General features: G+C 60.5%; 17 protein-coding genes. All 17 read right to left on the bottom strand.

Annotated features, from left to right (window positions below):
* Positions 1-3,637: retention module-containing protein (locus ACK4FZ_RS16850; protein WP_409822968.1), on the bottom strand; the 3,637-nt coding region annotated here is incomplete at its 3' end.
* A gap of 86 nt (positions 3,638-3,723) precedes the next feature.
* The gene (locus tag ACK4FZ_RS16845; protein WP_409822965.1) at positions 3,724-4,323 is read right to left on the bottom strand and encodes a response regulator transcription factor; all 600 of its coding nucleotides are present in this window, start codon (positions 4,321-4,323) and stop codon (positions 3,724-3,726) included.
* Between the two features lie 2 nt (positions 4,324-4,325).
* Complete coding sequence (locus ACK4FZ_RS16840; RefSeq protein ID WP_409822962.1) at positions 4,326-5,723, bottom strand: HlyD family type I secretion periplasmic adaptor subunit; 1,398 nt, start codon at positions 5,721-5,723, stop codon at positions 4,326-4,328.
* Entirely contained in the window at positions 5,720-7,888 is a 2,169-nt protein-coding gene (locus ACK4FZ_RS16835) for a type I secretion system permease/ATPase (protein ID WP_409822960.1), read from the bottom strand. The genes ACK4FZ_RS16840 and ACK4FZ_RS16835 overlap by 4 nt, the downstream gene beginning before the upstream one ends.
* Before the next feature lie 209 nt (positions 7,889-8,097).
* A complete protein-coding gene (locus tag ACK4FZ_RS16830; protein ID WP_409822971.1) occupies positions 8,098-8,451 on the bottom strand; it encodes a DUF2069 domain-containing protein in 354 nt (117 codons plus the stop codon).
* Complete coding sequence (gene tatC / locus ACK4FZ_RS16825; protein ID WP_409822957.1) at positions 8,444-9,175, bottom strand: twin-arginine translocase subunit TatC; 732 nt, start codon at positions 9,173-9,175, stop codon at positions 8,444-8,446. The genes ACK4FZ_RS16830 and tatC overlap by 8 nt, the downstream gene beginning before the upstream one ends.
* A 5-nt stretch (positions 9,176-9,180) precedes the next feature.
* Positions 9,181-9,714, bottom strand: coding sequence for a Sec-independent protein translocase protein TatB (tatB, locus tag ACK4FZ_RS16820; protein ID WP_409822954.1), 534 nt, complete (start codon positions 9,712-9,714; stop codon positions 9,181-9,183).
* Positions 9,715-9,729: 15 nt separating this feature from the next.
* Positions 9,730-9,927: a Sec-independent protein translocase subunit TatA gene (tatA, locus tag ACK4FZ_RS16815; RefSeq protein WP_409822951.1), complete on the bottom strand. Its 198-nt coding sequence runs from the start codon at positions 9,925-9,927 to the stop codon at positions 9,730-9,732.
* 40 nt (positions 9,928-9,967) lie between these two features.
* Complete coding sequence (locus ACK4FZ_RS16810; protein ID WP_144370842.1) at positions 9,968-10,288, bottom strand: HIT domain-containing protein; 321 nt, start codon at positions 10,286-10,288, stop codon at positions 9,968-9,970.
* Between the two features lie 12 nt (positions 10,289-10,300).
* Positions 10,301-10,627, bottom strand: a complete 327-nt coding sequence (locus ACK4FZ_RS16805) for a phosphoribosyl-ATP diphosphatase (protein ID WP_144370841.1) — start codon at positions 10,625-10,627, stop codon at positions 10,301-10,303.
* Positions 10,628-10,725: 98 nt separating this feature from the next.
* Complete coding sequence (hisI, locus tag ACK4FZ_RS16800; protein WP_144370840.1) at positions 10,726-11,121, bottom strand: phosphoribosyl-AMP cyclohydrolase; 396 nt, start codon at positions 11,119-11,121, stop codon at positions 10,726-10,728.
* A 10-nt stretch (positions 11,122-11,131) separates the two neighbouring features.
* Complete coding sequence (hisF, locus tag ACK4FZ_RS16795) at positions 11,132-11,899, bottom strand: imidazole glycerol phosphate synthase subunit HisF (protein ID WP_144370839.1); 768 nt, start codon at positions 11,897-11,899, stop codon at positions 11,132-11,134.
* Positions 11,900-11,956: 57 nt separating this feature from the next.
* On the bottom strand, positions 11,957-12,700 hold the full coding sequence (hisA, locus tag ACK4FZ_RS16790) for a 1-(5-phosphoribosyl)-5-[(5-phosphoribosylamino)methylideneamino]imidazole-4-carboxamide isomerase (RefSeq protein ID WP_409822946.1): 744 nt from the start codon (positions 12,698-12,700) through the stop codon (positions 11,957-11,959).
* A gap of 22 nt (positions 12,701-12,722) precedes the next feature.
* The gene (hisH, locus tag ACK4FZ_RS16785; RefSeq protein ID WP_409822943.1) at positions 12,723-13,364 is read right to left on the bottom strand and encodes an imidazole glycerol phosphate synthase subunit HisH; all 642 of its coding nucleotides are present in this window, start codon (positions 13,362-13,364) and stop codon (positions 12,723-12,725) included.
* Positions 13,361-13,954, bottom strand: a complete 594-nt coding sequence (hisB, locus tag ACK4FZ_RS16780) for an imidazoleglycerol-phosphate dehydratase HisB (RefSeq protein WP_017510280.1) — start codon at positions 13,952-13,954, stop codon at positions 13,361-13,363. The genes hisH and hisB overlap by 4 nt, the downstream gene beginning before the upstream one ends.
* Positions 13,955-13,960: 6 nt before the next feature.
* On the bottom strand, positions 13,961-15,022 hold the full coding sequence (gene hisC / locus ACK4FZ_RS16775; RefSeq protein ID WP_409822939.1) for a histidinol-phosphate transaminase: 1,062 nt from the start codon (positions 15,020-15,022) through the stop codon (positions 13,961-13,963).
* Positions 15,023-15,126: 104 nt separating this feature from the next.
* On the bottom strand, positions 15,127-16,104 hold the full coding sequence (locus tag ACK4FZ_RS16770) for an ABC transporter substrate-binding protein (protein WP_409822936.1): 978 nt from the start codon (positions 16,102-16,104) through the stop codon (positions 15,127-15,129).
* Between the last annotated feature and the right edge of the window lie 47 nt (positions 16,105-16,151).

Genomic DNA, 16,151 nt, shown 5'->3' with positions numbered 1-16,151 from the left:
TGCTGTCGCTGGTGATGCCATCACCTTGTTTGCCGCTGTCGCTGGCCGGGTCGAGCTGGGCGGTCAGCGTCGGCGGCGTGCCCAGGCTGTAGTCTTCGCTGTCGCTCACGGTGGTGCTGTTACCGGCGGCGTCGGTGGTGGTGACGCTGGCGTCTACCGTGGTGTCGGGGTCGGCCAGCAGGTCGCTACCCGGTACGTTGATGCTGAAGGTCTTGTCAGCCGCCACGGTGCCGGTGAAGGTCTTGCCGTTGACGGTGAGGGTAACGGTGTCGCCCGCTTTGGCGTCGCCACCCACACTACCGGTCACCGGAATCTGCTGTCCGGCCTCGGTGGCGTTGATGACGTTATCGGCGGTGATGCTGTTCAGCGTGATGCTGGCGGCCGGTGGCGTGGTGTCGATGGTGACCGGCACGCTGCTGCTGGTGGTATTACCGGCCGGGTCGGTGGCGGTCACCGGGAAGTTGGCCGCGCCGTCCGGCAACGGCTGCGTCGGGGTGACGCTCCACGTGCCGTCCGGTTTGACGGTGGTGGTCAGTACTTCACCGGTGGGGCTGGTAACGGTGATGGTGTTGCCCGGCTCACCGGTACCGCTGATCGTCGGCGTGTTGTCGTTGGTGATGCCATCGCCTTGGGTACCGCTGTCGCTGGCCGGGTCGAGCTTGGCGGTCAACGCCGGCGCAGTGGTATCGATGCGGGCGCTGTCGCTGGCCACATTGGACTGGTTGCCGGCGGCGTCGGTGACCTGGGCGCTCACCGTGAGGGTGCTGCCGCTGGCCGGAGCCTGCAGCTCGACGATGACCTGACCGGCGGCGATCTGCGCCGGGGTCAGCGTGATGGCCTGGGTGGCGTTGCCGTTGGCACTGACGGTGAGCAGGTCGCCAGCGATGGCGCCGACCGGCAGGGTGACGGTGACACCGACGCTGCCTTGCAGTTCGCTCTGGTTGATCACACCGTCGTTGTTGGCGTCTTCGGTAATGCTGACGCTGACGCCGCTGAGGTCGCTGCGGTCCACTTTGGCGCTGTCGGCGCCTGGCGCACTGCTGTTACCGGCAGCATCCACAATGACGGCGCTGACGTCCAACATGGTGTCTTGTGCCGGCAGCGGGGTGGTGGCGGTGACGTAACCGTTGGCCTTGTCGGCGGCGCTGATCACCACGTCCTGGGTGACGCCATTGGCGGTGACCTTGACGGTATCGCCCACCTCGACTTTGCTCGGGTCGAAGGCGACTTTGAGGTCAACCGGCCCTTGCGATTCGCTGGCATTGATGAAGCCGTCGTTGTTGGCGTCTTCGGTGATGGTAACGGTCGGTGCGGCGCCGGCGTTGGGGACGGCGCTGTCGATGGTGACCGGCACGCTGCTGCTGGTGCTGTTGCCGGCCGGGTCGGTGGCGGTCACCAGGAAGTTGGCCGCACCGTCCGGCAGCGGCTGCGTCGGGGTGACGCTCCACGTGCCATCCGGTTGAACGGTGGTGATCATCACTTCACCGGTGGGGCTGGTAACGGTGATGGTGTTACCCGGCTCGCCGGTGCCGCTGAGGGTCGGGGTGTTGTCGTTGGTAATGCCGTCGCCCGGCGTGCCGCTGTCGCTGGCCGGATCGAGCTGGGCGGTTAGTGTCGGTGCGGTGGTGTCAACGCTATAGCCTTCACTCGCGGTGGCGGTGGTGCTGTTGCCGGCGGCGTCGGTGGTGGTGACGCTGGCGTCGATGGTCTTGTCGCTATCGGCGACCAGGTCGGCACCCGGTACCGGGATGCTGAAGGTCTTGTCGGCGGCAACGGTACCGGTGAAGGTCTTGCCGTTGACGGTGAGGGTGACGGTGTCGCCCGCTTTGACGTCGCCACCGACGCTGCCGGTAATGGCGATGTCTTGCTTGGACTCAGCGGCATTGATCACGTCGTCCGGCGTGATGTTGGCGTTCAGCGTGACGCTGGCGGCCGGCAGCGTGGTGTCGATGGTGACCGGCACGCTGCTACTGGTGCTGTTGCCGGCCGGGTCGGTGGCGGTCACCGGGAAGTTGGCCGCGCCGTCCGGCAGCGGCTGCGTCGGGGTGACGCTCCAGGTGCCGTCCGGCTGGACGGTGGTGGTCATCACTTCACCGGTGGGGCTGGTGACGGTAATGGTATTGCCCGGCTCACCGGTGCCGCTGAGGGTCGGGGTGTTGTCGTTGGTGATGCCGTCACCCGGCGTGCCGCTGTCGCTGGCCGGGTCGAGCTGGGCGGTCAGTGTCGGTGCGGTGGTGTCAACGCTATAGCCTTCGCTCGCGGTGGCGGTGCTGCTGTTGCCGGCGGCGTCGGTGGTGGTGACGCTGGCGTCGATGGTCTTGTCGCTATCGGCCACCAGGTCGGCACCCGGCACCGGGATGCTGAAGGTGTTGTCGGCGGCAACGGTACCGGTGAAGGTCTTGCCGTTGACGGTGAGGGTGACGGTGTCGCCGACTTTGGCGTCACCACCGACGCTGCCGGCGATGGCGATGTCTTGCTTGGACTCGGCGGCATTGATCACGTCGTCCGGCGTGATGTTGGCGTCCAGCGTGACGCTGGCGGCCGGCGGCGTGGTGTCGATGGTAACCGGCACGGTGCTGCTGGTGCTGTTGCCGGCCGGGTCGGTAGCGGTCACCGGGAAGTTGGCCGCGCCGTCGGGCAGCGGCTGCGTCGGGGTGACGCTCCAGGTGCCATCCGGTTGGACGGTGGTGGTCAGCACTTCACCGGTGGGGCTGGTGACAGTGATGGTATTGCCCGGCTCGCCGGTACCGCTGATGGTCGGCGTGTTGTCGTTGGTGATGCCGTCGCCCAGCGTGCCGCTGTCGCTGGCCGGGTCGAGCTGACCAGTCAGTGCCGGCCCTTTAGTATCAACCGTCACCGGGACGGTTGTACTGGTGGTATTGCCTGCCGGGTCGGTGGCCGTAATGTTGATGGTGTTGCCGCCATCGGGCAGTGGCCGCGTCGGTGTGGCAGTCCAGCTACCATCCGGGTTAACTGTCGTGGTCAATACTTCGCCAATCGGCGTGGTAACGGTGATGATATTGCCCGGCTCGCCGGTACCACTGATAGTCGGGGTATTGTCGTTGGTGATGCCATCTCCCTTGGTACCGCTGTCACTGGCGGGATCGAGTACGACAGTCAACGTCGGCGGGGTAATATCCTCAACATCGTCATCGTCCAAGGCAAGCTGTGGCACGACACCATCGAGCACAACACCGCTGCTGAGGCTCAACGGCTGGATGGTTTCGGCTATGCGGGCGATACGAACAAAGGAGACGCCCCCCTCGTCAGCGCCGCCAGCCGTTAGACCGGCTGCGGTTTCTTCCAGGTTCTGTAACGGATCCTGCCCTTGCTCCAGGGCAGCAAGCACACTGCGCGCCTGCGCATCGAGCGGACGGATTGCATTGTCGGTAGCATCGGTAGTGGGCGGGCTGAATACCTCGGCGCTCAATAGCAATTCACGCTGATCTTCCACCCTCACGACGTTGCCGTTATTGCTTTGGAGTTCGATGAATGCACCATCCGGAACGATGATGCGTTCACCCAGTGCAACAACGTCACCCGCTTGTAGCAAACGGCTGGTGCCATCTGGCGCCACTGCCATTACTTTACCGGAAATTGCAATTACTTTGCCTTGTGTATTGGTAGTGTCCGCCATGATAAAGCCCCATACATTGTTGTCGTAGCTAACAATGTAGTGGGGCTTTTAATTGAATCCCTATTGTACCGAAGGGCAGAAATTATCTACACCGCCAATTTCAATAATAACTGTATTCTATCCGATACATCGAACTTTGCAAAAATGGCAGTCAGATGCGCCTTGACTGTGCGCTCCGAAATATCCATTTGTTTTGCAATAGATTTATTACTCATGCCGGTTTTCAGGTATTGAACCACTTCTCGCTCGCGCTCTGTCAACTGGGATAGCAGCGCATGCTCCGGCTTGGCCAGTTGGCCGAAACGGGCACATAGTTGCTGCATCAAGCCGACACCTACCCATAAACCGCCGGACTCCACCACGGCCGCTGTCTGCCTGAGGGTTTCGGGCAATGAGAACGCATGCAAATAACCAGCGGCTCCACGCCCCAACCAGTCAACCGCAGCGGCATCGCTGGGCGTACTGCTAAGCACAATGACTCTGGCTGTGCCAAAGTCGCCGCGACACAACCTGCCAATCAGCTCAGGGTCCTGATTATCGGCATCCACCCAAACCAGATCCCCGCTATTTATTTTGCTTTCGGTAGCAAAACGCCATAGTGAATCGTGATATTCAATAAAAGAACCCAGCGCATGCGATAAATGGTCTCTTAAAGAAAAACTAGAAGATATCAGCAATGTATACATTCTTATCGCTCACTCAATGCCTGCGCTTTGGCGCGCAGAACCGGCTTAAGCAAGTAATTGAGCACGCTCTTATTGCCGGTAATGATGTCAACTTCCGCGGTCATGCCAGGAATGATGGGTAGTTTGCCTTCTGTACCGAGATGAGAAGAGTCGGTTTTCACTCTGACAACATAGTAAGTGTTGCCCTTCTCATCGGTAATGGAGTCGGCACCGATCTGCTGCAGCGAACCCTTGAGCCCGCCATAGATGGTGGAGTCATAGGCGGTAAAGCGCACGAAGACACGCTGCCCCGGGTGTAAGAAGGCGATATCACGCGGCGAGATTTTGGCTTCGATCAGCAAGGACTCATCTAACGGTACGATTTCCAGAATATCGCGGCCGGGCTGCACAACGCCGCCCACCGTATTCACCAGCAGGCGTTTTACTTCACCGCGCACAGGCGAGCGAATTTCAGTCAACTTCACTTTGTCCTGCAACGCGGCGTTACCGGCACCCAGCGTGCTGAGTTTGGCGAGTGTTTCCGATAGCTCGGTACTAGCCTGGTTACGGAACGCCAGTTCTACCTCCTGAATCTTGCGTGAGGCCTCGCTGATGGCGGACTGGATCTTGGGCACCTGGGCATTAGCCATATCGCGCTCACCACGATAGCGTGATACATCACGCTCCAGTCGCAAGATATCTACCTCGGATACAGCGCCCGATTTGAGCAGCGGGCGAGTAACATTCAGCTCGCGCTGCGTCAGCTCCAGGCCCTGGTTAGCCTGATCACGGCGGGCACGTGCCTCATTCAGTTCTTGTGTACGCTGCGACAGCTGCTGGCGGGCAATCGACAGATTCGCCTCTAGTTCCATGCGCTTCGATTGATACAGCTCCATTTCCTGACGGGCGATTTCGGGCGCTTTTTCGGATACATCCGGCGGCAAAGAAAAAGGTCTGCCTTCAGCAAGGGCACGTAGCCGTGACGCCTTGGCCTGCAAAGAAATCAGTTGCGACTGGTTTTCGTTGAGCGAAGAGACAAAACGGGTGTTATCCACTTGCAGCAATAGCTGGCCGCGCTCAACGATATCGCCCTCTTTCACCAGGATTTTCGATACCACGCCACCATCCAAGCTTTGCAGATGCTGCACCTGGCTGGTGGGTACCACCTTACCTTCACCACGGGCTACTTCGTCCAGCGTTGCCAGCGCAGACCAGATCAGCGCAGTAACAATAAACAGACCAATGGTCCAGATGAACATGCGCGGACGGCGCGGATCTTGCGCCAGGATGGCCCACTCGGCATCGGACGCAAAGTCTTGTCGATCTTGCAGGTCTTCTGCAGACGACCAGCCCAGGATTTTCTGGATCAGCGGATTGGTCGAGTTGCGCAGTTTTTCCAGTCGGGTTTTCAGCCAGTTCATGCTTGCGCCCTCCCGATCTTGCCCTGCTGCAGGGCCTGTACCACTTCTTGCTTGGGCCCGTCGGCCAGAATGCGGCCTTGGTCGATGACGATGATGCGATCGACCAGATCGAGCAGGGAGGTATGGTGCGTCACCAGAATCAGCGTCTTGCCGCTGACGATCTTTTCGAAGGTACGCTTCATGGCAGATTCGGTACTGTGGTCCATATTGCTGGTAGGCTCATCCAGCAGCAGGATGGGCGGCGCATTCAGCAAGGCACGAGCGATGGTCACCGCCTTGCGCTGGCCGCCGGATAGCGATTCGCCACGCTCACCGATAACCATGTCGAAACCATCCGGATGGGTGTTAATGAATTCGGTCAAACCAGCCAGTTCGGCGGCTGCCGCGATGGTGGCATCGTGCACATGGGGCTGACCCATGCTGATGTTTTGCCGCAGCGTGCCATAGAACAGTACCGGGTCTTGCGACACATAACCGACATGACGGCGCAACTCGGCAGGGTCTACCTGCTGCACGTTGATGCCATCGATGCGCACCGCCCCCTTTTGCGCCTGGTACAGCCCCATCACCAGCTTCTGGATGGTGGACTTGCCAGAGCCGACACGACCAAGAATGGCCACGCGCTCACCAGCCTTGATGCGGAACGATACATTATGCAGCGCACCGAGCGGGCTGTCGGGATAGGTAAAGTCCACATTACTGAATTCGATATCCCCTTTGAAATGCGTACGGTGAAAGAAGGTACTTTCGTTCTCTCGCTCCACCGGTTGCGACATCAGGCCTTCCAGCGAAGTGAGGGACGACTTGGCATTGTTGTACTGCGTCATCAAGCCGGTAACGGCCCCCAATGGAGCAATAGCGCGGCCCGCCAGCATGGTGCAGGCGATGAGGCCACCTACCGAGGTCAGGCCTTCCTTGATCAGGTACACACCCAGCACCACAATGGCTACCGACATCACCTGCTGAATGAAGGCAGCAGAATTCATGGTCACGGCGGACAGGAACTTGAGTCGGGTACCGATCTGGGCCAGGAAAAGTGTGGCCTTTTCCCAGCGCCCTTGCAGCTCGCCTTCAGCCCCAAGGGTCTTGACCGTCTCCAGACCGACCAGACCTTCCACCAGGTGCGCATTGCGCTGCGCCGAAGCGCGGAAGGTGCTTTCCGACAGCTCCTGCATCTTGGCCTGCACGATAAAAGCCAGCAGCAGCATCAGGATGATGGCAATCACCGGTGGCAAAACCATCCACGGAGAAATCCACAGCATCACCAGCAGGAACAGCAGCGCGAACGGCACATCCACCAGCGTGGTGATGGTGGCAGAGGCAATAAAGTCGCGCAGCGATTCGAAAGCACGCAGGTTGGCCGCAAAAGCACCTACCGATGCCGGACGTGCTTCCATACGGATACCCAACACCCGTTCCATGATCAGGGCAGACAGCAGCACGTCCACCCGCTTGCCAGCCAGATCAATCAGGTAACCACGTGTCAGCTTCAACACGAAGTCGAACACCAGCATCAGTACCACCCCGAGTGCCAATACCCACAGCGTATCGAACGCCATATTGGGCACCACGCGGTCGTACACGTTCATGGTGAACAAGGGGAAAGCCAAGGCGAAAAAATTGACAAAGAAGGCTGCGATCAGCGCATCGCGATACAGCGGCCGCCCCTGCAATACCGCATGCCAGAACCAGTGTTCACTACGCGCCTGTTGCAACTCGGGGATGCGCTTCTCAAAACGGAAGCGCGGCTTGACCACGATCACGATGCCGCTGTAAGTGGCCTGCAGCTCATCCAGTGTCATCACCTGTTCCGACTCTGGCAGTTCGGCCGGGCTGACGTAGAAGCGCCCGGTATCGTCAACCTTGCGCAACAAGCAGGCATCATCGTTGTTCAGGATCAGTACCGCCGGCAGCAATGCATTCGGCAATTGCTTGAGTGGCCGCCGCAGCACGCGGGAAGCCAGGCCCGCTCGGCGTGCTGCTCGCGAGAACATGGATGGGGAAAGACGTTGCCCTTCCATCGGTATACCAGCAATAAGGGAATCACGCGTCGTGGTGATGCCGTGCAGGCGGGTAAGTTCGAACAGGCAATCAAGCAGGGGATCGAGGTGCGTTGCACGCAGCGGAATGCTGCTGGTGCCGGCGTTGATATCTGGTTTATCCATACGCTCTTTTCAAGGCGAAACGATGCATTTCGTTATAGGTATACCGATAGGACCGCAGCTATCGTGTTTGGCACATTATCAGGAAGCCGGGCCAAACCTGCAAGCAGCATTTGATTTATCTTTAACAGAATATTTTTAATGCCATTAATGAATTTCTGCTAAAGAAAAAGCCAGCACAGGCTGGCTTACGATACGAGATTAACGGTACATCAGGATGACAGTTGCAGCCGCTTGGCCCGCACATACAAAACGACACTGGTGAAATAGGCCACCGTCAGCACCACTTCCAGCATGGCCAGTTGCTGCGACAGACCCGTGTCGCTCCACGCGCGCATCACACCCTCACCGAAAAAAGCCAGGATGAACATGCTCGACCACTGATAAGTATAGACTTTTTCCTTCAGAACACCCATCAGCGGCAGCAACAGTACCACTGCCTTCAATACCAGCCACGATCCCCCCGGACGCAACGGTGCCAGCCATAACTCCCAGGCCAGGCAAAGCAGAATGAGCGCCACCAGGCTGGACACGGCCCCCCAGTGAAACGGACGGGGATCAGTCATGCCCGGCATCGCTTTTTTCCTTGTTGATCAACATTGACATCACAATACCTACTTCGTACAACAGCCACAGTGGAATAGCCATCATGATCTGCGACAGTATATCGGGCGGCGTCACGATCGCTGCTACGACAAAGGCACCCACGATTACGTAGGAACGGCCTTCTCGTAGTTGTTTGAGAGATACGATCCCCATTCGGTTCAGCACCAGCACCACCACTGGCACTTCAAACGTCACCCCAAAAGCCACAAACATGCCAAGCGCAAACGACAAATATTTGTCAATATCGGTCATCATCGCCACGCCTTCAGGCGTGTGAGCACTCATGAAGCCGAATACCACCGGGAAAACGGCAAAGTAAGCAAAGGCCATCCCTACCATGAACAGCGCCACGCTGCTAACAATAAGGGGCACGATCAGCTTCTTCTCGTGGTTGTAGAGGCCCGGCGCCACGAAGGCCCACACTTGATAGAGGGTATGCGGCAAGGTGATCAGGAAAGCCACCAGCATGGTGACTTTCAGGGGAACGAAGAAGGGGGCAGTTACCTCGGTTGCAATCATGCTGGTATTGGCCGGCAGAGCGTCCATCAACGGCTTGGCAAACAAGTGATAAACATCACCCGCCCACGGCACCATGCACAGCAGTACCAGCAGCAACACGCCAGCAATACGCACCAGACGGTTGCGCAACTCGATCAGGTGCGCCAGAAGAGGTTGTTGATCCATGTGGGTTAGCTACGAGACTCGGCAGAGGTCGCCACGGCAGCAGGTGCGGCGGCTGGGGCAGGCTGGGCAAACAGGTCGAGCTGTCCATCGTCAGGCGCGGCAGTGGCTGGTGCCTCGGGCACGATTACACCCGCTGCGGCCAACATGTCAGCCGGTGCGATGCGTTTATCGTCAGCATCGGCTGCATAAGCGGCATTACCGGCCACTTGCTGGACGTTGTCGGCAAGCTCCTGCACCGCCTGCTGTACCGGTTCGACGCTATAGGAAATGTCCTGCGCGACTTGGCGAACCTCGGCCGCCTCACGCTCTACCTGGCTGCGAAAGGCATCGGCCGCTTCCTGAATATCCTGCTTCAGTTCGTGCAGGCCGGCCATCTGGCTTTGCTGGTGGATGTCAGATTTCACGCTGGCCACAAAACGTTGAGCACGGCCAACCAAGGCGCCGATGGTACGCGCCACGGTAGGAAGGCGCTCCGGTCCCAGTACGATCAGGGCCACCACACCGATGAGCAGCAGCTCGCCGAAACTGATTTCAAACACGTTATCGGCCTGTGCTTATTTCTTGTCTTGATCGACATCGATGACGCGGCCGCTTGCCGGCACGTCCTTGTCGCCTTCGCCCTTCATGCCTTCCTTGAAACCCTTCACCGCACCACCGAGGTCGGAACCGATATTGCGCAGCTTCTTGGTGCCGAACACCAGAACCACGACCAACAGAACGACCAGCCAATGCCAGATGCTAAAGGAACCCATGGACTTCTACCTCTAAACAAGGCGGGTATGTCTACCCGGATTAACGATTGCCGTACACGTGTACGTGCAGATGGAAAACTTCCTGACCACCGCCGACTCCGGTGTTGATGGCCGTCTTGAAACCTTGCGCCAGGCCGTGCTCGGCCGCCAGTACCGGCGCCAGCAGCAACAGCTTGCCCAGTATCTGCTGGTGGCGGATGTCACACTGCGCCAGCGATTCTACATGCAGTTTGGGGATCAGCAACAAGTGCACGTCCGCCTTGGGGTTGATATCGTGGAATACCACCACATCGTCGTCTTCGTAGGCTTTCTTGGCCGGGATCTCGCCCTTGGCGATCTTGCAGAAAATACAGTCACTCATGTCGGATTCCGTTCAGCCTTGCGTACGCGACGCTTTTTCATCAATGCCGGAAATGCCTTCGCGGCGTTTCAATTCCATCACCACGTCTTCGGCACGCAGGCCGTGGTGGGCCAGCAGCACCATGGAATGGAACCACAGGTCGGCCACTTCGCGCACCAGATGCAGGCGGTCTTTGTCTTTGGAGGCCATCAGCACTTCGGCGGCCTCTTCGGCCACCTTTTTCAGGATGGCATCTTCACCCTTGTGCAGCAGCGAGGCCACGTAGGAAGAAGCTGGGCTGGCTTCCTTGCGGGCCTCCAGCGTATCACCAATATTCTTGAAAATTTCGGTCGCGTTCATATGCGTCTCCCGGCTACCGGCGCCCCGCCAGTATATGTCGATAATGTGACATCCTTGTAACAGGTGGTACTGGCGTTAACCCTTGCCGCAGATCAAATTCAGTGTGAGTGGTAGATGGCGTCCGGGTCTTTCAGCACCTCGTCGGTGACAACCCACTGGCCATCGCGCCAGACGCGGAAAAAGCAGCTTTCGCGCCCGGTATGACAGGCAATGCCGCCTGCCTGTTCAATCTGCATGGTGATGACGTCACCGTCACAATCCAGACGCAGCTCTTTCACGGTCTGGGTGTGGCCGGACTCCTCGCCCTTTTTCCACAGTTTCTGGCGCGAGCGCGTCCAGTAATGGGCGATGCCGGTTTCCGCGGTCAGCTGCAGCGACTCGCGGTTCATGTAAGCCACCATCAGCACGCGGCCACTGTGGGCGTCCTGGGCAATGGCAACCACCAGGCCCTTGTCGTCCCATTTCACTTCATCCAGCCAATTCGGGGGTGTCATGCGGCCAACCTCACAGACGGACTTCAATACCGGCGGCGCGCATGGCTTCTTTCGCCTGGCGCACCGTGTATTCGCCAAAGTGGAAAATGCTGGCCGCCAGTACCGCGTCGGCCTTGCCTTGGGTCACGCCTTCCACCAGATGCTGCAGGTTGCCGACGCCACCGGACGCAATCACCGGAATCGGCACCGCGTCGGACACGGCGCGGGTCAACGGCAGGTTGAAGCCGATCTTGGTGCCATCGCGGTCCATGCTGGTCAGCAGGATTTCGCCGGCGCCGTATTCGGCCATGCGTGCCGCCCATTCCACCGCGTCCAGGCCGGTAGGCTTGCGCCCGCCGTGGGTGAAGATTTCCCAGCGGTCGTTTTCCGGCGTCACCGCTTTGGCGTCCACCGCCACTACGATGCACTGGCTGCCGAACTTGTCGGCGGCTTCCTTCACCAGGTCGGGGTTGGTTACCGCCGCGGTATTGATGCTGACCTTGTCGGCACCGGCGTTCAGCAGGCGACGGATGTCGGCCACCTGGCGCACGCCGCCACCGACGGTGAGCGGAATGAATACTTGCTCGGCCACCGACTCGATCACATGCAGGATCAGATCGCGGTCGTCGGAGCTGGCGGTAATGTCGAGGAAGGTAAGCTCGTCGGCGCCCTGTTCGTTGTAACGTTTGGCGATTTCCACCGGGTCACCGGCGTCGCGCAGGCCGACAAAATTGACCCCTTTCACCACACGACCGGCGGTCACGTCGAGGCAGGGGATGATGCGTTTGGCTAGGGACATGATCAGAAACAACAGAAGGTTGGCCGCATACCGGGCGGCATGCGGCCAACGCAGGGTTTAGGCGTCGGACAGTTCGTCAGCCAGATCCTGGGCGGCAGCAAAGTCGATGCTGCCTTCGTAGATGGCGCGGCCGGTGATGGCACCTTCGATGCCCTCGCCTTCCACCGCGCACAGCTTGCGCACGTCTTCCAGGTCGGTCAGGCCGCCAGAGGCGATCACCGGTACGGTCAGCGCCTGCGCCAGCTTGACGGTGGCGTCGATATTGACGCCATTCATCATGCCGTCGCGGCCGATATCGGTGTAGATCACCGAGTTCACGCCGTAGTCTTCGAAGCGCTTGGCCAGGTCGATCACGTTATGGGTGGTCACTTTGGCCCAGCCATCGATGGCAACCATGCCGTCCTTGGCGTCCAGGCCAACGATGACCTGGCCGGGGAAGGCGTCGCAGGCATCGTGCAGGAAGCCGGGGTTTTTCACCGCGGCGGTGCCGATGATCACGTATTTCAGGCCCAGATCGAAGTACTTCTCGATGGTGTCCAGGTCGCGGATGCCGCCCCCCAGTTGCACCGGCATGTCGTTGCCGACCGCCTCGAGAATGTCGCGGATCACCGCCAGGTTCTTCGGTTTACCGGCGAAGGCACCGTTCAGATCCACCAGATGCAAGCGGCGTGCGCCCTGGTCTCGCCAGTGCAACGCAACTTTCACAGGATCGTCGGAGAATACGGTGGCATCGCTCATTACGCCTTGTTTCAGGCGCACGCACTGACCGTCCTTGAGGTCGATAGCGGGTATCAGCAGCATGGTGCGGAAAATCTACGGTAAGTTAAACAGTGCCATCCCACGACAGGAAGTTCTTCATCATCTGAAGGCCTGCGCGGTGGCTCTTTTCGGTGTGGAACTGGGTGGCAAATATATTGCCATCACCGACGATACAGGAAAACCGTTCGGGATACTCGCTTTCAGCCAGGGTGATACCCTGGCTGGCCGGTGCAAAGTGGTAACTGTGCACAAAGTAGAAGCGTTCGCCGTCTTCGATGCCGGCAAACAGCGGGTGGGCGCGCTGCTGGAACACGCGGTTCCAGCCCATGTGCGGCACCTTCAGTCGCTCGCCGCCAGCATCGTGCAGGTTGGCCGCAAAGCGCTTGACCTGCCCCGGGAAAATACCCAGACCGGGCGTATCCCCCTCCTCGCTGTGCTCGAACAACAGCTGGGCGCCGACGCAGATGCCGAAGAACGGCTTGGTACGTGTGGTTTCGCGTACCGCCTCGGCCAGGCCGTAAGCGTTGAGCTCGCGCATGCAGTCCGGCATGGCGCCCTGGCCGGGGAAAATCACCTTGTCGGCCGCCACCACCCGCTCCGGGTCGGAGGTGAGGAAGATGTCGGCGCCGATGTCGTTGACGTACTGGACGGACTTGAGCACCGAGTGCAGGTTGCCCATGCCGTAATCGATGACGGCTACTTTCATGCGGTCAGCGTCCCCTTGGTGGACGGCGTCTGGCCGGCCATGCGTTCGTCCACTTCCACCGCCATGCGCAGCGCACGGCCAAAGGCTTTGAACACGGTTTCGGCCTGATGGTGGCTGTTCACGCCGCGCAGGTTGTCGATGTGCAGCGTCACCATGCTGTGGTTGACGAAGCCGTGGAAGAATTCGCTGAACAGGTCCACGTCGAAGCTGCCGATACAGGCGCGGGTGAACGGGATGTGGTATTCCAGGCCCGGGCGGCCGGACAGGTCGATCACCACCCGCGACAGCGCCTCGTCCAGCGGCACGTAGGCATGGCCGTAGCGGCGGATGCCCTTCTTGTCGCCGATAGCCTTGGCAAAGGCCTGACCCAGCGTGATGCCGATGTCTTCCACGGTATGGTGGGCGTCGATATGCAGGTCGCCGCGGGCGTGCACGTCGAGGTCGATCAGGCCGTGGCGGGCGATCTGGTCCATCATGTGGTCGAGGAAGGGCACGCCGGTGTCGAAACGGCCGACGCCGGTACCATCCAGGTTCAGGCTGATGGTGATCTGGGTTTCCAGGGTATTGCGGGTTACGGTAGCGGTACGCATGGGGCTTCAGGCAAAGAAGGAATCGATGGCCGCAAGCACGGCCGTGTTTTCATCGGGGCTGCCCACGGTCAGGCGCAGGCAGTGTTGTAGCAACGGGTGGTAGCCGTGCAGATTTTTCACCAGAATGCCGGCCGCTTTCAGCGCGGCAAACAGCGCCGGAGCATCCGGCACCCGCACGGTGACAAAGTTGGCCTCGGACGGGAACACCGTGCACTCGGCGCGCGCCGACAGCGCATCGGCCAAGCGGCTGCGCTCGGCGCGCAATTCGGCGGCCTGGGCGTCGAACACGTCCAGATGGCGCAGCGCAAACTTGGCGGCGGCCTGGGTCAGCACGTTCACGTTGTACGGCGGGCGTACTTTGTCCAGCTGGGCGATCACGTCCGGCGCACCGGCGGCGTAACCCAGCCGCAGGCCGGCCAGACCGATTTTGGACAGCGTGCGCATCACCACCAGCCGCGGGTGCTGGCCGGCCAGGTTCATGAAGGTATCGTCGGCAAACGCCTGGTAGGCCTCATCCACCACCACCAGACCGGGGGCGGCGTCGAGAATGGCTTCAACCTGCTGGCGGGCAAAGCGCGGGCCAGTGGGATTATTGGGGTAGGACACGAACACGACCGCCGGCTGATGCGCTGCGATGGCGGCCAACGTAGCGGCCAGGTCCAGCGAAAAATCGTCATTCAGCGGTACACCGACGTAACGCATGCGCGACAGCTGCGCGTTCATGCGGTACATCACGAAGGAAGGCTCCAGCGCCAGCACCACGCTATCGGCGGGCAGCGCCTGGGTCAGCAGGGTGATCAGCTCGTCGGAGCCGTTGCCCAGCACCACGTCGGCGGCGGCGGGGATGGCAAAGGCGGCTTTCAGCGCGTCCCTCAGGCCATCGCCGTGCGGGTCGGGGTAACGGTTCAGCGCCACCTCGGCCAGGGTCTGGCCCAGCTCGGTGCGCAAGGCTTCGGGGAGTCGGTACGGGTTTTCCATCGCATCGAGCTTCAGATAGCCCGTTGCGTCGGCAACGTGATAGGCCTGCATGGCCAGAACATCGGGGCGGAACCACTGCTGTATAGACATTTTGCTCGACATTTCAATACCGGCGGGGCCGGTTGGAACTGCCGGCAAAGCCCGACGCAATCAATTCACAGAGCCACCATCCTAACCCGATTCGGCGCGGGCGGCTACTCGATCAGACGCACCTGGCCGGCCCACGCCGGCGGCAGCTGCAGGCCGAATCGCTGCAGCGCACCACGGCTGAACAGTAACTGCCCGCTGCCGCCGTTGAGCGGAAACAAACTGCCCGGCTGGCGACGCTGGAACAGGATTTGTTGCACCAGCCCGGCAGCCAGCCGGCCCTGGTCGCGACCGGACAGCACCAGCCCACCCACGGCCTTGTCCGCCCCCACGGCGAAATCCCAGAACGCAAACAGCGGCAGTGTGCTGTTGGCCGCCGTCCAGGCAATGACCTCGCTATCCGGCACCACCTTGCCGTTGGCGTCACGCAGCGTCTGGTACAGGCCGGTCCAGATCGCCTGATAGCGGCCTGGCGCCTGGCTGACCTGCCGCTGCCAGTCGGCGTAGTCGATGGCGCGCACCAGATCGATCTGCACCTTGCCGTCCTGCAGGGTGCTGGCCCGGCCGAACAGCTCTTCCTGGATCACCTCCGAGGTCAGGTCGTTATCGAACAACAGCAACACGCGCTGTATACCCGGCACCAGCTGGCGCATCAGGCTGACGTTACGCCGCACCAGCGGCCGCTCCAGCACGCCGGTGACGTTGGCCGCGTGTTCTTGCAGGTAATGGCGCGGGTTCTGATTGATGCCGAGGTACACCACCGGCGTTTTACTGCCGGCCAGCCGGGCGCCCACAAAGCGCAGCGCCGCGTCGTCGGCTACCAGTACCAGGTCGGGCTGCAGGCGCTGGATCTGCACCAGAATCTGCGCGGCACGCGGCTCCAGCGTGTCGCGCGGCTGACGCTTGCTGTCCAGCTCGGCGTAAAGGAAACGCACCTTGCCGCCCAGGCTGGCCATCAAGCTACTGCGCCACGCTTGGCTCCAGGCATAGCCGGCATGGTAACTGTCTACCAGCATGACGCTGGGTGTCGCCTGGGCCCAGGCAAAAAGAAAGGCCAGACAGAGTCCGGCCAGATGGCGTGTCATCGGCGTGTCGCTCCTTGTGCTTTGGAGCGTAGGCCAGTTTCGTTAAG

Origin of the sequence: Vogesella sp., assembly GCF_046297735.1 — a bacterium.
In the GTDB taxonomy this organism is placed as follows: domain Bacteria; phylum Pseudomonadota; class Gammaproteobacteria; order Burkholderiales; family Chromobacteriaceae; genus Vogesella; species Vogesella urethralis.
Note: the sequence above shows the minus strand (reverse complement) of the source record. Positions and strands in the feature narration are given on the sequence as shown.